This window comes from Modestobacter sp. VKM Ac-2985 (assembly GCF_026967925.1).
Classification (GTDB): Bacteria; Actinomycetota; Actinomycetes; order Mycobacteriales; family Geodermatophilaceae; genus Modestobacter.
Map to the genome: position 1 here is coordinate 756,227 of NZ_JAPVBI010000002.1, position 18,728 is coordinate 774,954.

An 18,728-nucleotide genomic window follows, 5' to 3' on the forward strand; every position below is an offset into this window, starting at 1 on the left:
TCTGGACGGCGGCTAGCGGGCAGCCACCTCACGTGTCCTGTAAGTCATCAACTTCGGGACCACCTCCTCTCTCGTGTGCCACGACGGTACGACGCGGAGAAGAGCTCGGCAACGACCTTTTCTCAGGTGTCGGACGAGGGGCCGGCCGTGCGCCCGGGCGGCGGTGCACCCTCCCAGTCGGGGTCGTGGGTGGCCTTGTCGTCCACGGTGCGGATCTCCCGCCCGTCCTCGGTCTGGTAGACGTCGGGGATGCCGTCCTGGTCGCGGTCCTCGGTCTCGACCGCGGCGATCCGGCGGTACCGGCGGTCGCGCGACTTGAGCAGGATCGCGGCCAGCAGGGCCGCGGTCAGGGTGCCGACCAGGACGCCGACCTTCACGTGCTCGTCGCGCAGCGAGCCCTCCCCGTAGGCGAGCGCACCGATGAGCAGGGAGACGGTGAACCCGATCCCGGCGAGCATGGACAGGCCGATGACGTCGGGCCAGCCCAGCGACTCGTCCAGCTCGGCGCGGGTGAACCGGGAGACCAGCCAGGTGGCCCCGGTGATGCCGAGCGTCTTGCCGGCGACCAGCCCCACCACGATGCCGATGGCGACCGGGTCGGACAGCGACTCGACCAGGCCGGAGAACCCGCCGATGGTCACGCCGGCGGTGAAGAAGGCGAACACCGGGACGGCGAACCCGGCGGAGATGGGGCGGATGCGGTGCTCGAAGTGCTCGGCCAGGCCAGGGCCCGCGTCCGGGCCACCGGCGGCCTGGCTGCGGACGACCGGCACGGTGAAGGCCAGCAGCACCCCGGCGACGGTGGCGTGCACACCGGACTCGTGCACCAGCACCCAGGCGATGACGGCGAGCGGGATGAGCAGCCACCAGGACCGGATCCGCTTCTGCACCAGGAACCCGAAGACGGCGAGCGGGATCAGCGACAGCAGCAGGGGCGTGACCGCCAGCTCGGAGGTGTAGAAGATCGCGATGACCGTGATCGCCAGCAGGTCGTCGACCACGGCCAGGGTCAGCAGGAAGGTGCGCAGTGCGGTCGGCAGGTGGGTGCTGATCACCGCGAGGACGGCGAGCGCGAAGGCGATGTCGGTGGCCGTGGGGATGGCCCAGCCGCGCAGCGCGCCGTCACCGGTGTTCAGGTTCACCAGCACGAACAGCAGGGCGGGGACCACCATGCCGCCGACCGCGGCGGCGACCGGGAGGGCCGCCCGACGGGGGTCGCGCAGGTCGCCGGCGACGAACTCGCGCTTGAGCTCGAGCCCGACGACGAAGAAGAAGATCGCCAGCAGCCCGTCGGCCGCCCAGGTGCCGAGGGTGAGGTCCAGGTGCAGCGCCTCGGGGCCGACCCGGGTGTCGCGGAGCGACTCGTAGGACTCTGCCCAGGGGGAGTTCGCCCAGACCAGGGCGATCACCGTGCCCACCAGCAGCAGGGCCCCGCCGATGGTCTCCTTGCGGAGGATCGCGGCGATCCGCGTGGCCTCCGGGTAGGACCCCCGGCTGAACAGGCGGGTGGGTGTGGTCACGTGGCGGCTCCGTTGTGCAGGGTCGGGAAGAGAGTTGCCGACCAGACTTCCCGGCGCACCTCGATCGAGGCTACCGGGCCAGCAGCTCGCGCACCCGTCGGGACAACCCGGCGTCCCCGCGGGACACCCCGTCCAGCCGGGTGACCGTCGCGGCGCCGCGGATGCCGGACAGCAGCCAGACGGCGTCGGCCGACCGCAGGTCCTCGACCGACCCCGGGGTGACGGTCGTCGGCCACCCGTCGGCCTCGGCCCGGTCGAACAGCCGGGCCTGGGTCGTCCCGGCCAGGATCCCGGTGTCCACCGGCGGGGTGTGCAGCCGGCCACCGGCGGCCCAGACGACGGTGGAGGTCGGGCCCTCCAGCAGCCGGCCCTCCACCGAGGTGAGGACGACGTCGTCGGCACCGACGGCGTGCGCGTGCCGCAGGGCCGCCATGTTCACCGCGTAGGAGAGCGTCTTCGCCCCGCCCAGCAGCCACGGGGCGGTGGCGCGCACGTCGGCGGGCACGCCGAGGGAGAGGCTGACCACGGCGATGCCCTGCTCCCGCTGCCGCAGGGTCTCGGCCGGCACCGGGGCGAGCAGCGCGAGCAGTGTCGGCGGGCCGTCGTCGCCGAGGCCGCGGGTCAGCAGCACCCGGCAGGCGCCCTCGACCTCGGCCGGCCAGTCGGCGACCCCGGCCGCCACCACGGCGCGGACGGCGTCGTCCCCGGGGTGGGCGAGCGCCATGATCGACGCCGAGCGGCGCAACCGGGCCAGGTGGGCGTCCAGGTGCGGGGTCGTCCCGCCGGTGACCAGCACCGACTCGAAGACGCCGTCACCCCGGCCGAGCCCCAGGTCGAACCCGGTCACCACCGGCTCGTCCGGCGCCACCACCGTCGCCGCGCCGTTCCGCCAGACCACGACCCGAGCGCTCGTCACGACGTCCACCCTGCCGCATCGGCGAACTAGGCTCCGCATCGTGTCCGGACCGGAGAGCGCGCCGCCGTTGGCCGCCGAGCTGCGGGCCCGCGGTCTGCGGCTGACCAGTCAGCGACAGCGGGTGCTGGCGGCCGTCGCGGCGCTGGAGCACGGCACCCCCGAGGAGATCGGCGCCCGGCTGCGGGCCGACGCCGGCCCGGACGGCGCGGCCCCGGACACCTCGACGGTCTACCGCACCCTGGAGCTGCTCGAGCGGCTCGGCCTCGTCTGGCACACCCACCTGGGCAAGGGCGCACCGATCTACCACGCCGCCCAGCACCCGCACCTGCACGTCGTCTGCCAGTCCTGCGGCGAGATCCACTCGGTCGACCCGGCGCTGCTCGACAGCGCTGCGGAACGTCTGGGCGCCCAGCTGGGTTTCACCCTCGACGTGGGTCACGTGGCGCTGTCCGGCACCTGTCGAGCCTGCGCGGAGAAGGAGAACGCATGAGCTCCCCCCTGCTGCAGCGCCCCGGCGCGGTCGCCCTCGACCTCGAGGGGGGCGGCTCGGTCGCGGCCCACTACGGCGAGCCACTGCCCGAGCAGCGCCGGCTCGCCGAGGGCGCCGGGCTGGTCGACCGCAGCGACCGGGACGTCGTCGCCGTCCCGGGCCCGGACCGGCTGAGCTGGCTGCACGACCTCACCTCCCAGCACCTGCGCGAGCTGCCCGACGCGACCGGCACCGAGGCGCTGTTCCTCGACCCCAACGGCCGGGTCGAGCACCATGCCGTGCTGACCGAGCTGGCCGGCACCACCTGGGCCGACGTCGAGCCGGGCACCGGTGCGGCGCTGACCGGATGGCTGCACAAGATGCAGTTCATGCTCCGGGTGGAGCCCGAGCTGCGCACCGCGGGCTGGGCCCTGCTGAGCCTGGTCGGGCCGCAGGGCGACGCGGTGCTCACCGCGGCCGGCTGGCCGGTGCCGGCGGTGGAGCACGCCGTGGTGCCGCTGGACGGTGGTGGCTGGGCGCGTCGGATGCCGGCGATCGGTGACGGGACGGCGGCGGTCGTCGACCTGCTCGTGCCCCGATCCGAGGTGGCTGCGCGGGCCGACGCCCTCCTGGCCGCCGGCGCGGTGCTGGCCGGCCTGGACGCCTACGAGGCGCTGCGGGTCGAGGCCCGCCGCCCGCGCGCCGGGATCGACTCCGACCACCGCACCATCCCCAACGAGCTGGTCTGGCTGGACAGCGCCGTCCACCTGGACAAGGGCTGCTACCGCGGCCAGGAGACGGTCGCCCGGGTGCACAACCTCGGCCGCCCGCCGCGCCGCCAGGTGCTGCTGCACCTGGACGGGATGAGCGAGGTGCTCCCCGCGCCGGGCACCCCGGTCACCGCCGGCACCCGCGAGGTCGGCCGGGTCGGCAGCGTGGCGCGCCACCACGAGCTGGGCGTGATCGGGCTGGCGCTGGTCAAGCAGTCGGTGGCCCCCGATGCCGACCTGCGGGTCGGGGAGGCCGTCGCCGTCATCGACCCCGACGACGCCCCGGCGGCACTCGACGACACCCGGGCGGCGGCCCGCGACCGCGTGCGCGCCGTCCGGTCTGCGACGATCGGCCGGTGAGCACTCCGGTCGGCGTCCAGGGCACCCTGCTGACCCTGGCACCGACCGGGGCGGAGTCCGCCAAGGCCGACGTCCCCGCGCTGCCGGTGACCGTCGAGGAGGTGGTCTCCACCGCCCGCGACTGCCGGACCCTGGGCGCGGCGGTGCTGCACCTGCACGTCCGCGGCACCGACACCCGCCCGACGCTCGACCTGCCCCGGGTCCGGGAGGTCGTCGCCGCGGTCCGGGAGGCCACCGACCTCGTCGTCCAGCTGTCGACCGGCGGCGCGGTCACCGACCCGGCCGATGCCCGGCTGGCGGTGCTGGACGCCGAGCCGGACGCCGCCTCGCTCTCGCTGGGCACGGTGAACTTCGGCCGGGACGTCTTCTACAACCCCTGGGACCTGATCGTCGAGCTGCACACCCAGATGCAGCAGCGCGGGATCGTGCCCGAGTACGAGGTCTTCGACCTCGGCCAGCTGGCCACCCTCTCCCGGCTGCTCGACCGGCACGGGCCGCCCGCCGGTGGGCACGTGCACGTCGACCTGGTGATGGGGGTGCCCGGCGGGATGCCCGGCACGACCGCGGCGCTGGCCGCCTGCCTGCCGTTCCTCCCGCCCGGCGCCACCTTCGCCGCGACCGGCGTGGGGCGCACCTCGCTGCCGGTGATGCTGGCCGCGCTGTCGGCCGGCGGTCACCTGCGGGTCGGCATGGAGGACACGCTGACCTACGCCCCCGGCGAGCCGGTGCGCGACAACGTCCAGCTGGTCGCCCGGGCGGCCGGCCTCGCCCGGATCGCCCAACGCCCGCCCCTCACCCCGAGCGAGGCCCGGCAGCTGCTGGGCATCACCCGCGTCCCCACCCCTGCGGAGGTCTCCCGATGACTGCCCCCACCTCTCCTGCCGGCGGTGCCGGCGTCGACGAGCTGCTCGACCCGTCCTTCCTGGACGGCGTCCAGGAGCTGCCGATGACCGAGGTCCGTGCGCTGCGGCACCGGGCCGAGCAGGAGGAGGTCAACCTCTCCTACACCCGGCGGCTGCTGCAGGGCCGGCTGGACATCGTCCGCCGCGAGCTCCAGCGGCGGGCCGAGCACGACGGCCGGTCGCTGGTCGACCTGCTGCCGGAGATCCTCTCGGAGAAGGGCCGTGGCCCCGCGCACGGGCTCGGTCGGCACCAGACCGTCCAGCCGACGTCGCCGGAGCAGTTCGAGACCTGGGTCAACGGGCTGGCGCCGGGGGTCGACCTGTCCGACGTGCCGTCCCTGCCCGACGACCAGCTGGAGCGGGCCGCCCGGGCGCTGGGCGAGGGGGAGCGGACGCTGTCCGAGCGGCGCCGCGGGGTGCAGCAGGTGATGGACACCGTCGCTGGTGAACTGGCCCGCCGCTACCGCGAGGGCCTGGCCGACGTCGCGCAGCTGCTGGCCGACGAGTCCCGGCACCGCGCTTGATGCGGGAGCAGCTGACCACCTGGGCGGACGAGCCGGTCCTCGTCGAGGTCTGGCGTGCCGGCTTCGGCGTCGACGTGCTCGAGTCCGTGCACCGCGGGGCGCTGGTCGTGCTGGGCGCCGACGGTGCGCCGCTGCTGGAGGTCGGGGACGTCACCCGGCCGGTGCTGCCGCGCTCGTCGAACAAGCCGGTCCAGGCCACCACCTACCTGCAGGCGGGCTGGCAGCCGCGGGACGACCGGGAGCTGGCGATCGCGGCCGCCTCGCACAGCGGTGAGGACGAGCACCGGACGCTGGCCGGCGAGCTGCTCGCCGCCGACGGGCTGGGCCCCGACGACCTGGGGTGCCCGCCGGCGCTCCCGCAGCACGAGCGCACCCGCGCCGACTGGCTGGTGGCCGGCCGGTCGCCGGAGCGGCTGGCGATGAACTGCTCGGGCAAGCACTCGGCGATGCTGGCCGCCTGCGTGGCGGCCGGCTGGCCGACGGCCGGGTACCTGGACCCGGGGCACCCGCTGCAGCAGGCGATCGAGGCGCGGCTGGGTGAGGCCGCGGGTGAGCCGGTCGCGGCGGTCGTCATCGACGGGTGCGGCGCACCGCAGCACGCCATCTCCCTGACCGGCCTGGCCCGCGGCGTGCTCTCGCTGGTGCAGGACGAGCCGGGGACGCCGGGTCGCCGGGTCGCCGACGCGATGCGCGCACACCCCTGGCTGGTGGCCGGCACCGGTCGGGAGGACACCGAGCTGATGCAGGCCGTGGACGGCCTGCTGGTCAAGGGCGGAGCCGACGGGGTGCACGTGGCGGCGCTGCCGGGCGCCGGGGCGGTGGCGCTGAAGCTGGACGACGGTGGCGACCGTGGCCGGGCGCCGGCGCTGGCCGCCGGGCTGCAGCGGCTGGGGGTGCCGGCGCAGACGCTGGCCCGGTGGCTGGTCACGCCGGTGAGCGGTGGCGAGGGCGTGGTGGGCGAGGTGCGGGCGGCCGCCGTCCTCGGCTGAGACGCCCTGCTAGCAGTCCGCTTGCAAGAGCTAGCACGCTGGGCTAGCGTGGGGTTGTGCAGCGACCCACGGAGTTCGTCCGGGACCAGGTGACCGCCGTCCGCGAGAGCGTCGCGACGGCGGCCGCCGAGGCCTCGACCGTGAACACGAACGTCAGCTCCTCGGTCGGTGAGTTCATCCGCAACCAGCGCAACGCCGCCCAGGTGTCGCTGCGCGAGCTCGCCCGCCTGGCCGGCGTCAGCAACCCCTACCTGTCCCAGGTCGAGCGAGGGCTGCGCAAGCCCTCCGCCGAGATCCTGGCGCAGATCGCCCGCGGCCTGAAGATCTCCGCGGAGACGCTCTACGAGCAGGCCGGGATCCTCGACCGGCGGTCGGGGACGGCGAGCACCGTCGCCGCCCTGCGGGCCGACGAGGCGCTCTCCGAGCGGCACAAGGCGGTGCTCCTGGAGCTGTACGAGACCTACACCCGGGAGCACGCCGCGCAGCTGGCCCGGGAGCAGGCCGCCGAGCCCACCCCCACCGCACCCACCCACACTCCCCAGGAGGAGACGGCATGAGCCGCACCGATGACCTGAAGCACCAGACCCTCAAGCAGCAGGGCGAGACCCTCGTCCGCACCGGCCTGCTGGCCGCGCTCGGCGCCGGCGACGTCGCCGTCGACCGCGCCCGCACCGTCGTCGGCACGTTCCGCACCCGCGCCGAGGCGCTGCCCGGCGAGGCCCAGGTGCAGGCCGACCTGGCCGGCAAGGAGGCGCGCACCCGCGTCGACGCCGCCCGCGCCCGCGCCGCACAGGCGGCGGCCGAGGCCCGGGTCCGGGCCGAGCAGGCCCGTGGGGCCGCCACCGCCGTGCGCCCGGAGACGGTGCTCGGCACCGTGACCGGGCTCGTGGACAGCGCCCGCGCCCAGGCGATCGAGGCGATCGAGGGGCTGGCCGGTCGCGGCGAGAAGGTCGTCGGCGACCTGCGCACCCAGCCGGCGTTCCGCCGGGTCGCCGCGCGCACCGAGCGGGCCGTCGACGCCGTCGAGGACACCGTCGAGGACGTGCTGGAGGAGACCGGCGAGACCGTCGGCAAGGCCTCCGACGAGGTGACCTCGGTCGCGCAGAAGGCGAAGGCCCGGACCGGCAAGGCCGTGGACGCCGCCCAGCAGGAGACCCACGAGGTCGCCGAGCAGGCCAAGCGCACCGCCCGGGAGGGCACGGCGCCGGCGAAGAAGGCCCCGGCCAAGAAGGCGACCGCCAAGCGCACCCCCAAGGCCACCCCGGCGACCGTCACCCCCGTGGAGTCGGCCGCCGACCCGCTGCCCGACCCGCTGGCAGTCCCGGCGAAGAGCACGGACGAGCCCACCAGCTGACGACCACCCCCGGCCCCCGACACGGGGCCCGACTGCGCCCCGGCGCCCGCGACTGCGGGTGCCGGGGCGCCGTCGTCCCACCCCGAGGGGGCAGGGCGGCCGGTCTCGTGCGGGGCGAGGCGCCGCCGCGGGGCCCTGCGCGCCTATCCTGCTGGCATGGCTGGCATCGACGGGCTCATCAACCTCGTCGTCGTGTACGCGACCCTCGCCCTCGCGGTGTGGGCGTTCGTCGACGCGATCATCCGACCGGCGGCCGCGTTCGTCGCCGCGGGGAAGCTGACCAAGCCGGGCTGGATGGCGATCACCGGCATCGCGACCTTGCTGCTCCTCTGGCAGGGGCCGCTGAGCTTCTTCGGCCTGCCGGCCGTGATCGCCGCGGTCGTCTACCTGGTGGACGTCCGCCCTGCGGTGCGCGAGCTGCCCCGGGGCAACTCGAACTGGTGAGCTCGCCGCCCCCGGGGCGGGTGGCGGTCAGCGCTGGTCGTCGCGGGGCATGACGACCCACAGCACGAGGTAGGCGACGAACTGCGGGCCCGGGAGCACGCAGGAGACGACGAACGCCAGTCGCAGGCCGGTGCGGGAGAGTCCGTAGCGGCGGGCCAGCCCGGCGCACACGCCGGCGATGACCTTGTGCCGGCTGTCGCGGGTGAGCCGTCGGGATGCGGGAGCTGTCATGGCCCGACCCTAGGCCGACGGTCCGGCCGGTGCACTCCGCGCTGATCAGCCGAAGATGCCGTCCGGCGGCGGGGGCGAGGGCTCGGCGACGGCGTCGGTCACCGGCACGGCCTGCCCGACGAAGCGGTCCAGCTCCCCGTCGCTCACCACCCGGGAGGGCATCGGGTCACCGGCGCACCGGCGGGTGAGCCCGGCGATCGGCAGCTCGGCCGCCGACGCGACCGCCACGGTGTTGCCGAACCGGCGCCCGCGCAGCGTGCCGGGTTCGGCGAGCAGGGCGACGTGGCCGAAGACGGCCCGCAGGGTCGCCGCCTCGGCGCGGGCGAAGCGCAGCGGCGGGCCGTCGGAGACGTTCCAGGCCGTCGTGCCGCCCGGGCGCAGCACCCGGGCCACGTCGGTGGCGAACTCCACCGTGGTCAGGTGGGCCGGGGTCCGGGCGCCGGCGAAGACGTCGACCAGGACGACGTCGGCGCTGGCGTCGGGCAGCGCGGCCAGCCCGGCCCGGGCGTCGATCCCCCGGACCCGGACCCGGGCGTTGCGAGGCAGCGGCAGCTCGCGGCGCACCAGCTCGGTGAGCGCCTCGTCGAGCTCCATCACCCGCTGCGCGGACCCCGGCCGGGTCACCGCCACGTAGCGGGGCAGCGTCAGCGCGCCCCCGCCCAGGTGCACCACGTCCAGCGGCCGGCCGGGCTCGGCGACCAGGTCGAGCACGTGGCCCATCCGCCGCACGTACTCGAACTCCAGGTACGCCGGGTCGGTCAGGTCCACGTGCGACTGCGGCGTGCCGTTGACCAGCAGCTGCCAGGCGCCGTCCCGGTCGGCGTCCGCGAGCAGCTCGGCCGTCCCCCCGCCCACCTCCGTGGCGCCCGGCAGGGCGGTGAGGTGCCCGCGGTCGCGCCGGCCCACGGTCAGCGCCCCCGCAGCAGGGCCTCGGCGGCCCGGTCGCCGTGCACCGTCACCTCGGCCGGACGGCCCCACAGCCGCAGCAGCAGCTGGGCCGCCGTCCCGGACAGCTGGGCGTCGGCGTCCGCGGTGGCGCCGTCGGTGCACCGGACGGCGCCGTCGGCCACCTCGACGGTCCAGCCGCGGTCCAGGTCGGTCGCGGTGACGCCGACCGACGCCCGGGCGGTGACCAGCGGGGCGGTGTGCTGCCAGCGCGGCAGCACGACGGCCAGCAGCTCGTCGACCCCGTCCCCGGCCAGCACCGGGTCGACCGGGGCGTGGTCCAGGGACGCGGCTGCCTCCAGGTCCTGCCGGTGGACGGTGTGCTCGTGCGCCTGCCGCCGGGCCCAGTCGCGGGCGGTGTGGCTGGCGGCCGGGCTCATGTGCCAGGCGGGTGCGTCGGGGTCGGTGCTGCGCAGCGTGGCCACCAGCTCGGTGAGGCCCACGGCGTACCAGCCGTGCAGGTCGTCGTGCGGCGGGGCGATGCCGCTGGAGGAGGCCGGTGGGCGGGTGTGGCCGGCCCGCAGGATCCCGGTGACCCAGCGGTGCACGGCACCGAGGTGGGCGATCAGGTCGCGGGCGGTCCAGCCGGCCACCCAGGGCACCTCGGTCTGCAGGCCGCCGGCGACCGGGGTGCGCCCGGCGTCCAGTTCCTGGGCGAGCACGCCGATCCGCTCGCCGTCCTGCACGACGGCGGCGATGCACCGGTCGTGCAGCTCGTCGGGGGAGAGCAGCGGTTCAGGCACGCCGCCATGGTGCCGCACGCGCGGCCGGGTCAGGTCGGGGCGACCGCGGACCAGCGGACGCTGACCTCCCCGTGCCGCCACCGCCGGGGCGGCCCCACGAGCGGCCAGCCGTCGTCGGCCAGCGTCTCGACCGCGGCGGCCCAGCGCTGCCGGGGGCCGAACGTCGACAGCCCGGCCGCCGAGGCCCAGGCGCGGTCGAAGGCGGTGAGGAAGGCGTGCACCGGCTCGCCGGGCACGTTGTGGTGGATCAGCGCCTTGGGCAGCCGCTCGGCCAGGTCGGAGGGGCGTTCCAGGTCCGACACCCGGGCGGCGAGGGTCAGGGTGAGGGGGCCGTCCTCGTCCAGGGCCACCCAGGTCGACCGTCGTCCCCACTCGTCGCAGGTGCCCTCGACCAGCAGGCCGCCGGGTGCCAGCGCGGCGCGCATGGTGTCCCAGGCCCGGCCGGCGGACTCCTCGTCGTACTGGCGCAGCACGTTGAACGCCCGCACCACCACTGGGCGCAGCCCGGCCAGCTCGAAGCCGCCCACCCGGAAGTCCACCCGCGGCGGGTCGCGGTCGGCGGCCACGGCGGCCACCCGCTCGGGGTCGATCTCCAGCCCGACCACCTCCAGCCGGTCGACCTCCGGGGCGAGCCGGTCCACCAGCTCCAGGGTGGTCACCGCCGACGCCCCGTAGCCCAGGTCGACCACCAGCGGCCGGGCGGCGTCCCGCAGCCGGGCGACCTGGGTGGCGACCAGCCAGCGGTCGACCCGGCGCAGCCGGTTGGCGTTCGTGGTGCCGCGGGTCGGCAGGCCGAGGGCGCGGGCGCGGCCGGCGGCCAGCCGGGGGGCCTTGCGGACGGGCGGCAGCGACGCACGCTGGGTGTGGTCGCTCACGGTGCACGAGGTTAGCCGTGGCGCCGATTACGGTGGTCCCGTGCAGGTACGCTACGACGCCCGGCTGGCGGACCTGACGACCCTCGGGGTCGGCGGTCCGATCGAGCGCCTGGTCGAGGTCACCGGCCGCGACGAGCTGGTCGCCGTCGTCCGCGACGCCGACGACGCCGGCCGCCCACTGCTGGTCCTCGGCGGCGGTTCGAACATCGTCGCCCCGGACACCGGCTGGCCCGGCGACGTGGTGCTGGTGCGCACCCGGGGCGTCGCGCGCCGGGACACCGCCGAGGGCGTCGAGCTCGAGGTCGAGGCCGGCGAGCCCTGGGACGACCTGGTCGCGCACACCGTGGGCCAGCAGCTGGCCGGGATGGAGGCGCTGTCCGGCATCCCCGGCTCGACCGGCGCCACCCCGGTGCAGAACGTCGGCGCCTACGGGCAGGAGGTCGCGGCACTGATCACCTCGGTGCGCGTGTACGACCGGGCGGCCGGCACCGAGCGGGTGTTCGGCCCCGCCGAGCTGGGCTTCGCCTACCGGGACAGCCGGCTCAAGCAGCAGCCCGGCGCGTACGTCGTCCTCGCGGTGACCTTCGCGCTGCGGGCCTCGGCGCAGTCGAGCCCGGTCAGCTACGCCGAGCTGGCCAGGGCGCTGGACGTCGGGCTGGGCGAGACCGCCCCGCTGGTCGCGGTGCGGGACGCCGTCCTGGCGCTGCGCCGCGGCAAGGGGATGGTCTGGGACCCGGCCGACCCCGACTCGCGCAGCGCCGGGTCGTTCTTCACCAACCCGGTCGTGCCGGTCGGCACCGCGGTGCCCGAGTGCCCGTCCTGGCCGGCCGGGATCGGTGCCGACGGCGCCGCGCAGGTGAAGCTGAGCGCCGCCTGGCTGGTGCAGCACTCCGGCTACGGCCGGGGCACCCGTGCCGGGAAGGTCGGGACGTCGTCGCGGCACAGCCTGGCGCTCACGACCGAGCCCGGCGCCACCGCCGCGGAGCTGATGGCCTTCGCCGACCGGGTGGTGGCCGCGGTGCGGGAGCAGTTCGGCGTCACCCTGGTGCCCGAGCCGACCGCGGTGCGCGCGTGAGGCCGGACGAGTCGCTGCAGCTGGGTGCCCTCTACGACGCGCTGCGCACACCCGCGCCGATGCCGGCCGACCCCGCCCAGCTGACCGGCTGGATGGCTCGCGTGGAGGCCGACGCCGCGCTGACCGGGCTGATCTCCCGGGTGCTGAACTCCGGCACCGCCACCACGGCCGAGGTCACCGACGCGCAGGCGCTGTTCGAGGAGAACGGCACCGCCGCCGACCCTGCGCGGGTCGCCCGCGCTTACGACCTCCTGCACCGCAACGCGGACTAGCTGGGCGGCCTGGGCGCGGGGGCGGACGACGAGCAGGTCGACGTTCACGTGGTGCGGCCGGGTGACGGCCCAGGCGATCTGACCGGTGGTCAGGCCAGCAGCAGGGCGAGCGCGACCGCCAGGCCGGTGAGGACGGCGAGGGCGACCGCCAGCCACAGCAGCATGCGCAGCGCCCGCCGCCGGCCTCGAGGGTTGGTGACCCAGCCCCCGGTCAGGTCGCCCAGCTTCCCGATCGAGCCGGCCGGGGAGTACTGGTTCGTCTCGCGCCCGTCCCCGTGCATGCGGCGATGCTCCTCCGGACGGTGTCGGTCCGTCGACCCCCGGTGACCACCGCCTGCTCCGCTGGCCGGCGATCGCTCCCGGCTGCCCGCGCCCGGAGGTGGTCGGTGGACGCTTGTGCTCTGCTCACCGGGGGTGAGCAGAGCACTAGCCTCCGCCATTGCGGTCTCCCCGCCGGGGCCTGCCGCGCGCATCGATCCTCAGGAGGTCAGACCGGCCGAGTCGCCCCGGAGGCGATCACGCTGGGTCGCGGGCGACCTTGTGCTGGGCGGCCTGGGCGCGGGGGCGGACGACGAGCAGGTCGACGTTCACGTGGTGCGGCCGGGTGACCGCCCAGGCGATGCAGTCGGCGACGTCCGCGGCGACCAGCGGCTCGCGCACCCCGCGGTAGACGGCGTCGGCCTTCTCCTGTGACCTGGTGCGGTTGAGCGAGAACTCCTCGGTCTTGACCATCCCCGGCGCGATCTCGACCACCCGGACCGGCTCGGCCACGAGCTCCAGCCGCAGCGTCTCGACCAGCGTGTGCACCCCGTGCTTGGCCGCGGTGTAGCTCGCCCCGCCCTCGTAGCTGACCAGCCCGGCCGTCGAGCCGACGAACACCAGGTCCCCGGCGCCCGAGGCCCGCAGCGCGGGCAGCAGCGCCTGGGTCACCCGCACGGTGCCGAGCACGTTGACGTCGTAGGTGCGCTGCCACGACTCCAGGTCGGCGTCGGCCACCGGGTTGGTGTCGAACGCCCCGCCGGCGTTGTTGACCAGCACGTCGACCCGGTCCAGCCCGGCGGCCAGCGCCGCGACGGACGTGGGGTCGGTCACGTCGAGCTGCACCGGGCGGCCGCCGATCCGCTCCGCGAGCTCGGTCAGCCGGTCGATGCGGCGGGCGGCCAGCACGACGGAGAAGCCGTCGGCGGCCAGCCGTTCCGCGGTCGCGGCGCCGATGCCGCTGGAGGCTCCGGTGACGACCGCGACGCGGCCCGGCCCGGCGAAGGGCGTGCTGGTGGACGACGGGGTGACGGGGCTGGACATGTGCCCATCCTGGCGCTGTTGCACACTGAGAACACGACAGGGGTGCCCGACCGGGTGCCGTGCGACCCACCAGGCCGGCATCAGGCCCGGCGCCCGAGCGGGAGGAGCTCCGTGCCCGCTCGCCGCCATCCGCGCCAGCCCACGCCGTGGCGGGCCGGCGCCGCGCCCGAGCCGGCCGCGCCGGTGCTGCCCCGCCGGGTGGCGACCCTGTCGGTGCACACCAGCCCGCTGGAGCAGCCGGGCGCCGGTGACGCCGGGGGCATGAACGTCTACGTGGTAGAGGTCTCCCGCCGGCTGGCCGCCCGCGGGATCGCCGTCGACGTGTTCACCCGGGCCACCTCCAGCGAGCAGCCGCCCGTGGTCGAGATGAGCCCGGGCGTGACCGTGCGGCACGTGAGCGCCGGCCCGTTCGAGGGCCTGGGCAAGCAGGAGCTGCCCGCCCAGATGTGCGCCTTCACCGCCGCGGTGCTGCGCGAGGAGGCCCAGCACGAGCCGGGGCACTTCGACGTCGTCCACTCCCACTACTGGCTCTCCGGCCAGGTCGGCTGGCTGGCCCGCGACCGCTGGGGCGTGCCGCTGGTGCACTCGGCGCACACCCTGGCGAAGGTGAAGAACGCTGCGCTGGCCGAGGGTGACGAGCCCGAGCCGCGCACCCGGGTGATCGGTGAGGAGCAGGTCGTCGCCGAGGCGGACCGGCTGGTGGCCAACACCGCCGAGGAGGCCCGGCAGCTGGTCGACTTCTACGGCGCCGACCCTCGTCGCACCCTGGTCATCCCGCCGGGCGTGGACCTGGAGTGCTTCCGGCCCGGCGACCGTCAGGCCGCCCGGGCGCGGGTCGGCGTGGCCCCGGACGCCGTCGTGCTGCTGTTCGTCGGCCGGATCCAGCCGCTCAAGGCCCCCGAGATGCTGCTGCACGCCGCAGCCCGGATGCTGGCGGCCGACCCCGGCCTGCGCGACCGGCTGGAGGTGCTGGTGGTCGGCGCGCCCAGCGGGTCGGGGCTGACCGAACCGCAGCGGCTGCAGGAGCTGGCCGTCTCCCTCGGGGTCTCCGACGTGGTCCGCTTCGTGCCGCCGCAGGCCCCCGCGCAGCTCGCCGACCACTACCGGGCCGCCGACGTCGCCGTCGTCCCCAGCCACAACGAGTCCTTCGGACTGGTCGCGCTCGAGGCGCAGGCCTGCGGCACCCCGGTGGTCGCCGCCGCGGTCGGCGGGCTGCCCACCGCCGTGGACGACGGGGTCTCCGGACTGCTGGTCGCCGGGCGCGACCCGGAGGACTACGCCGGCGCCGTCCGCCAGGTGCTGGACCGCCGGGAGCTGCTGGCCGCCGGTGCCCGCCGGCACGCCGCCGCGTTCAGCTGGGACCGCACCACCGACTCCCTCGTCGATGCCTACGCCGCGGCGATGACCGAGATGGGCCGGCGCCCGGTGCGCCCGGCGCACCGGGCCGCCGAAGCCGTACGGGTGCTGACCGGGGGGAGCAGCCTCGGCGGTCGGGCCCGGCGATGAGCGAGCGCAGCACCGCCGAACTCGACGCGGTCCTCGAGGAGACGCTGCGCGCCGCCGAGCTGGAGCACGAGCACCCGGGGGTGGGCCGTTTCGTCGTCACGCTGCCCGGCACGAAGAAGCTGAAGACCGTGGTGGGGCTGACCATCGGGGCCCACGCCCTCACCGTCGAGGCCTTCGTCTGCCGGCAGCCCGACGAGAACCGCGAGCAGCTGTGGGCCTGGCTGCTGCAGCACAACGCGCGCAGCTACGGGGTCAGCTACTCCATCGACGCCGTCGGTGACGTCTACCTGACCGGCCGGCTGCCGCACGCGGTGATCACCCCGGAGGAGATCGACCGGCTGCTCGGCTCGGTGCTCACCTACGCCGACGAGCACTTCAACACCATGCTGGAGATCGGCTTCGGCACCTCGATCCGCCGCGAGTGGGACTGGCGGGTCAAGCGCGGGGAGTCGCTGCGCAACCTGGAGGCGTTCGCTGCGTTCGCCGACCCGGAACGGCGGCCGCGGGGCCCGCAGGAGTGAGCACCACCGAGCGCCCGGCCGCGGACGTCGCGGCGCTCCCCACCGGCTACGAGCGCCGCTGGTGGGTGCTCGGGACGATGATCGTCTGCCTGCTCATGGTGATCATGGGCAACACCATCCTGAACGTCGCCCTGCCCACCCTGCAGCGGGAGCTGGACGCCACCCAGGGCGAGCTGCAGTGGGCGATCGACTCCTACATCCTGGTGTTCGCCGGCCTGCTGTTCAGCTGGGGCGTCATCGGTGACCGGATCGGCCGGCGGAAGGTGCTGCTGGCCGGGCTGACGATCTTCGCGGTCGGCTCGGTGCTGGCCGCCTTCAGCGACTCCGCACTGGAGCTGATCGGCTGGCGGGCGCTGATGGGCGTCGGGGGCGCGGCGATCCAGCCGGCCACCCTCGCCGTGATCACCAACGTCTTCCCCGCCGGTGAGCGGGGCCGCGCGATCGGTCTGTGGGCGGGCGCCTCCGGGCTCGCCGTCGCCGGTGGGCCGCTGGCCGGTGGGCTGGTGCTGGAGCACTTCTGGTGGGGCGCGGTCTTCCTGCTCGGCGTCCCGGTGGCCGCCCTCGGTGCCGTCGGCGTGCTCACCGTCGTCCCCGAGTCCAAGGACCCCGACCCCGGTCGGCTGGACGTCCCCGGGGTCCTGCTGTCCATCGCCGCGCTGGTCGGGGTGGTCTACGGCATCATCCGCGGCGGCAGCGAGGGGTGGGGCGAGCTGCAGACCTGGGGGCCGCTGACCGCCGGCGTCGTCCTGCTCGTCGTCTTCATCTGGTGGCAGCGGCGCACCGCGCACCCGGCGCTGGACGTCTCGCTGTTCCGGAACCCCGCGTTCTCCGCGGCGGCGGGTGCGCTGGCGCTCAACTTCTTCGCCCTCCAGGGGGCGACGTTCTACCTCGTCTACTACCTCCAGGGCGTGCGCGGGTACTCGCCGCTGGAGAGCGGGGCCGCACTGGTGCCGGTCGCCGTGGGCATCGCGCTGACCGCGCCGCGCACCTCGGGGCTGGCCGAGCGGTTCGGCGCCAAGGCCGTCTGCGCCACCGGCTTCACCCTGATCGCGCTCTCCTTCGCCGGCATCCAGCTGCTGGACGCCGACGCCCCGGTCTGGCTGGTGCTCGCCGACCTGGCGTTGCAGGGCATCGGCATGGGTGCGGTGATGGCCCCGGCGACGGAGTCGATCATGTCCGTCGTCCCGCGGGAGAAGGCCGGGGCCGGGGCCGCGGTGAACAACGCGGTGCGCCAGGTCGGCGGCGCACTCGGGGTGGCGATCCTCGGCTCCGTGCTGGCCACCTCCTACGCCAACCGGCTCGGGGACGACGTCCAGGCCCTGCCCGCCGGGGCGCGGGACCAGGCCGGTGAGTCGATCGTGGCCACCCTCGCTGCCGTCGAGGACGCCGAGGCAGCCGGCGGGGAGACCGCAGCAGCAGCCGCGGCACTCGTGGACCCGGCGCGTGAGGCGTTCGTGGGTGCCATGCACCTGACCGCCGTCGGCACCGCGGGCGCCGCCGTCATCGCCGTGGTCGTCGTCCTGCTGTGGCTCCCCGGCCGCCGTCAGCCCGGCTGAGCTCCTCCCTCCTCGCGCGACCGGGTGTCACCCGCCCGGGCTGCCGCTGCCCCGCTGCCCGACACGCTGAGTCGAGGAGTGACCCCTCCCACGCCTGCTCGGGTGACCCTCGACCGGACTGAGCGGTACCCGTTGACCACGGAGCGTGTTGGCCGCCAGGGTCAGGGGTGAACGGCTGCGATCCCCGCGCCGCACTGCGAGGAGCTGCCCGTGTTCGACGCTGCCCCCACCCGCCGCGACCCCTTCGCCCCGCTGCTGGAGAGCACCCGCGCGGAGATGATGCGGCGGCACGTCCGGGAGGGGATGGCCACGCACTCGGTGCCCACCGCCGGGGCACCCCAGCCGCTCACGGTCTTCGACGACGGCCGGACCCGGATCAACCTGGGCACCAACAACTACCTCGGCCTGGCCGGTGACCCCCAGGTGGTCGAGGCCGCGGTCGACGCGCTGCGGCAGTACGGCACCAGTGCGGCCGGGAGCCGCATCCTCAACGGCACCACCCGGCTGCACCTGACCCTGGAGCGGGAGCTCGCCGAGCACCACGGCACCGAGGACGCGGTGCTGACCTCCGCCGGGGTCAACGCCAACGCCGCCATCCTGGCCACCATCGGTGCTCCCGGCGACGTGCTGCTCGTCGACGCGCACGCCCACGCCAGCCTGCACGCCGCCGCGGCGGCCAGCCGGGGCACCGTGCTGCGGTTCACGCACAACTCGGTGGCGTCGCTGGAGCGGCGGCTGGGGCGCCTGGACCCCGAGGCCGGGGCCGTCGTGGTCGTCGACGGCGTCTACTCGATGAGCGGGGAGTCGGCGCCGCTGGCGGCGATCGCCGGGCTCTGCGGGCGGTTCTCCGCCCGGCTGGTGGTCGACGAGGCACACGGGCTCGGCGTGCTCGGGGCGAACGGCCGGGGCGCCGCCGAGGCCGCCGGCGTCCTGGACCGGGTCGACGCGGTCACCGTGGCGTTCAGCAAGTCGCTGGCCAGCGTCGGCGGCGCGGTGCTGACCTCCCGGGCCGTGGCGGACGGCATCCGGGCCTCGGCGATGCCCTACATCTTCAGCGCCGCCAACGCCCCGACGGCGGTCGCCGCCGCGCTCGCCGCCCTCCGCGTGCTGCGCCGGGAGCCGGAGCGGATGCAGCGCCTGCGGGACAACAGCGACCTCCTGCGCCGGGTGCTCACCGAGCACGGCGCACCGCCACTGCCCGGCAAGGGCGCCGTCATCGCCGTCCGCACCGGGGAGGACGAGGCGACCCGCCGCGCATGGGCCGCGGCCCACGAGTCCGGGGTCTACACCAACGCGGTCAGCTACCCGGCCGTCCCGCGCGGGCAGGGCGTGCTGCGCCTGGCGGTCATGGCCACGCACACCGACGAGCAGCTGCGCCGGGCCGGGGAACTGGTGGCCGACGCCGTCCGCGGGGTGCGCACCTCGGAGCTGGCCGGCGCGATGGCCTGAGGCCG

General features: G+C 75.7%; 22 protein-coding genes. 14 read left to right on the plus strand and 8 right to left on the minus strand.

Features of this window, described 5'->3' with window-relative positions; genetic code table 11:
* Positions 1–122: 122 nt before the first annotated feature.
* Both nhaA and O2V61_RS12870 read right to left on the minus strand, forming a co-directional pair.
* The gene (gene nhaA, locus O2V61_RS12865; protein ID WP_269183699.1) at positions 123–1,520 is read right to left on the minus strand and encodes a Na+/H+ antiporter NhaA; all 1,398 of its coding nucleotides are present in this window, start codon (positions 1,518–1,520) and stop codon (positions 123–125) included.
* Positions 1,521–1,590: 70 nt separating this feature from the next.
* Positions 1,591–2,436, minus strand: a complete 846-nt coding sequence (locus O2V61_RS12870; protein ID WP_269183700.1) for an aminotransferase class IV — start codon at positions 2,434–2,436, stop codon at positions 1,591–1,593.
* A gap of 40 nt (positions 2,437–2,476) precedes the next feature.
* Between O2V61_RS12870 and O2V61_RS12875 the strand changes: the two genes are divergently transcribed.
* The 8 genes from O2V61_RS12875 to O2V61_RS12910 all read left to right on the plus strand — a co-directional run bounded on the left by O2V61_RS12875 (position 2,477) and on the right by O2V61_RS12910 (position 8,248).
* A complete protein-coding gene (locus tag O2V61_RS12875) occupies positions 2,477–2,926 on the plus strand; it encodes a Fur family transcriptional regulator (protein ID WP_269183701.1) in 450 nt (149 codons plus the stop codon).
* The gene (ygfZ, locus tag O2V61_RS12880; protein WP_269183702.1) at positions 2,923–4,035 is read left to right on the plus strand and encodes a CAF17-like 4Fe-4S cluster assembly/insertion protein YgfZ; all 1,113 of its coding nucleotides are present in this window, start codon (positions 2,923–2,925) and stop codon (positions 4,033–4,035) included. The genes O2V61_RS12875 and ygfZ overlap by 4 nt, the downstream gene beginning before the upstream one ends.
* Positions 4,032–4,898: a 3-keto-5-aminohexanoate cleavage protein gene (locus O2V61_RS12885; RefSeq protein ID WP_269183703.1), complete on the plus strand. Its 867-nt coding sequence runs from the start codon at positions 4,032–4,034 to the stop codon at positions 4,896–4,898. Before ygfZ ends, O2V61_RS12885 begins: the two co-directional genes overlap by 4 nt.
* A complete protein-coding gene (locus tag O2V61_RS12890; RefSeq protein WP_269183704.1) occupies positions 4,895–5,461 on the plus strand; it encodes an RsiG family protein in 567 nt (188 codons plus the stop codon). Before O2V61_RS12885 ends, O2V61_RS12890 begins: the two co-directional genes overlap by 4 nt.
* Positions 5,461–6,450: an asparaginase gene (locus O2V61_RS12895; RefSeq protein WP_269183705.1), complete on the plus strand. Its 990-nt coding sequence runs from the start codon at positions 5,461–5,463 to the stop codon at positions 6,448–6,450. The genes O2V61_RS12890 and O2V61_RS12895 overlap by 1 nt, the downstream gene beginning before the upstream one ends.
* A gap of 56 nt (positions 6,451–6,506) precedes the next feature.
* Entirely contained in the window at positions 6,507–7,007 is a 501-nt protein-coding gene (locus O2V61_RS12900; protein WP_269183706.1) for a helix-turn-helix domain-containing protein, read from the plus strand.
* Positions 7,004–7,804: a hypothetical protein gene (locus O2V61_RS12905; protein ID WP_269183707.1), complete on the plus strand. Its 801-nt coding sequence runs from the start codon at positions 7,004–7,006 to the stop codon at positions 7,802–7,804. Before O2V61_RS12900 ends, O2V61_RS12905 begins: the two co-directional genes overlap by 4 nt.
* 156 nt (positions 7,805–7,960) lie before the next feature.
* On the plus strand, positions 7,961–8,248 hold the full coding sequence (locus tag O2V61_RS12910; RefSeq protein ID WP_269183708.1) for a DUF2516 family protein: 288 nt from the start codon (positions 7,961–7,963) through the stop codon (positions 8,246–8,248).
* A 27-nt stretch (positions 8,249–8,275) separates the two neighbouring features.
* Here the strand turns inward: O2V61_RS12910 and O2V61_RS12915 are convergent, their stop codons facing one another.
* The 4 genes from O2V61_RS12915 to O2V61_RS12930 are packed head-to-tail and all read right to left on the minus strand — an operon-like array spanning position 8,276 to position 11,042.
* Positions 8,276–8,479: a PspC domain-containing protein gene (locus tag O2V61_RS12915; RefSeq protein ID WP_269183709.1), complete on the minus strand. Its 204-nt coding sequence runs from the start codon at positions 8,477–8,479 to the stop codon at positions 8,276–8,278.
* A 45-nt stretch (positions 8,480–8,524) separates the two neighbouring features.
* Complete coding sequence (locus tag O2V61_RS12920; protein WP_269183710.1) at positions 8,525–9,385, minus strand: spermidine synthase; 861 nt, start codon at positions 9,383–9,385, stop codon at positions 8,525–8,527.
* 2 nt (positions 9,386–9,387) lie between these two features.
* A complete protein-coding gene (locus O2V61_RS12925) occupies positions 9,388–10,167 on the minus strand; it encodes a maleylpyruvate isomerase N-terminal domain-containing protein (protein ID WP_269183711.1) in 780 nt (259 codons plus the stop codon).
* Positions 10,168–10,196: 29 nt separating this feature from the next.
* The gene (locus O2V61_RS12930) at positions 10,197–11,042 is read right to left on the minus strand and encodes a class I SAM-dependent methyltransferase (protein ID WP_269183712.1); all 846 of its coding nucleotides are present in this window, start codon (positions 11,040–11,042) and stop codon (positions 10,197–10,199) included.
* Positions 11,043–11,082: 40 nt separating this feature from the next.
* Here O2V61_RS12930 and O2V61_RS12935 point away from each other — a divergent pair, with 40 nt between their 5' ends.
* Positions 11,083–12,117, plus strand: a complete 1,035-nt coding sequence (locus O2V61_RS12935; protein WP_269183713.1) for a UDP-N-acetylmuramate dehydrogenase — start codon at positions 11,083–11,085, stop codon at positions 12,115–12,117.
* On the plus strand, positions 12,114–12,389 hold the full coding sequence (locus tag O2V61_RS12940; protein WP_269183714.1) for a hypothetical protein: 276 nt from the start codon (positions 12,114–12,116) through the stop codon (positions 12,387–12,389). The genes O2V61_RS12935 and O2V61_RS12940 overlap by 4 nt, the downstream gene beginning before the upstream one ends.
* 89 nt (positions 12,390–12,478) lie before the next feature.
* Here the strand turns inward: O2V61_RS12940 and O2V61_RS12945 are convergent, their stop codons facing one another.
* A complete protein-coding gene (locus O2V61_RS12945; RefSeq protein WP_269183715.1) occupies positions 12,479–12,670 on the minus strand; it encodes a hypothetical protein in 192 nt (63 codons plus the stop codon).
* A gap of 235 nt (positions 12,671–12,905) precedes the next feature.
* Complete coding sequence (locus O2V61_RS12950; RefSeq protein WP_269183716.1) at positions 12,906–13,691, minus strand: SDR family oxidoreductase; 786 nt, start codon at positions 13,689–13,691, stop codon at positions 12,906–12,908.
* Between the two features lie 111 nt (positions 13,692–13,802).
* Here O2V61_RS12950 and mshA point away from each other — a divergent pair, with 111 nt between their 5' ends.
* The 4 genes from mshA (at position 13,803) to O2V61_RS12970 (ending at position 18,723) form a co-directional block, all read left to right on the plus strand.
* Complete coding sequence (gene mshA, locus O2V61_RS12955) at positions 13,803–15,197, plus strand: D-inositol-3-phosphate glycosyltransferase (protein WP_269183717.1); 1,395 nt, start codon at positions 13,803–13,805, stop codon at positions 15,195–15,197.
* A complete protein-coding gene (locus O2V61_RS12960) occupies positions 15,194–15,718 on the plus strand; it encodes a YbjN domain-containing protein (protein WP_269183718.1) in 525 nt (174 codons plus the stop codon). Before mshA ends, O2V61_RS12960 begins: the two co-directional genes overlap by 4 nt.
* The gene (locus tag O2V61_RS12965; protein WP_269183719.1) at positions 15,715–17,274 is read left to right on the plus strand and encodes an MFS transporter; all 1,560 of its coding nucleotides are present in this window, start codon (positions 15,715–15,717) and stop codon (positions 17,272–17,274) included. Before O2V61_RS12960 ends, O2V61_RS12965 begins: the two co-directional genes overlap by 4 nt.
* A gap of 210 nt (positions 17,275–17,484) precedes the next feature.
* Positions 17,485–18,723, plus strand: a complete 1,239-nt coding sequence (locus tag O2V61_RS12970; protein ID WP_269183720.1) for an aminotransferase class I/II-fold pyridoxal phosphate-dependent enzyme — start codon at positions 17,485–17,487, stop codon at positions 18,721–18,723.
* The last annotated feature ends 5 nt before the right edge of the window (positions 18,724–18,728 follow it).

Excerpts from the sequence above, each read along its gene's own strand:
- ygfZ (WP_269183702.1), top strand. The coding sequence starts at position 2,923 with ATGAGCTCCCCCCTGCTGCAGCGCCCCGGCGCGGTCGCCCTCGACCTC.
- O2V61_RS12890 (WP_269183704.1), top strand. The coding sequence starts at position 4,895 with ATGACTGCCCCCACCTCTCCTGCCGGCGGTGCCGGCGTCGACGAGCTG.
- O2V61_RS12895 (WP_269183705.1), top strand. The coding sequence starts at position 5,461 with ATGCGGGAGCAGCTGACCACCTGGGCGGACGAGCCGGTCCTCGTCGAG.
- O2V61_RS12905 (WP_269183707.1), top strand. The coding sequence starts at position 7,004 with ATGAGCCGCACCGATGACCTGAAGCACCAGACCCTCAAGCAGCAGGGC.
- O2V61_RS12910 (WP_269183708.1), top strand. The coding sequence starts at position 7,961 with ATGGCTGGCATCGACGGGCTCATCAACCTCGTCGTCGTGTACGCGACC.
- O2V61_RS12915 (WP_269183709.1), bottom strand. The coding sequence starts at position 8,479 with ATGACAGCTCCCGCATCCCGACGGCTCACCCGCGACAGCCGGCACAAG.
- O2V61_RS12945 (WP_269183715.1), bottom strand. The coding sequence starts at position 12,670 with ATGCACGGGGACGGGCGCGAGACGAACCAGTACTCCCCGGCCGGCTCG.
- O2V61_RS12950 (WP_269183716.1), bottom strand. The coding sequence starts at position 13,691 with ATGTCCAGCCCCGTCACCCCGTCGTCCACCAGCACGCCCTTCGCCGGG.
- O2V61_RS12960 (WP_269183718.1), top strand. The coding sequence starts at position 15,194 with ATGAGCGAGCGCAGCACCGCCGAACTCGACGCGGTCCTCGAGGAGACG.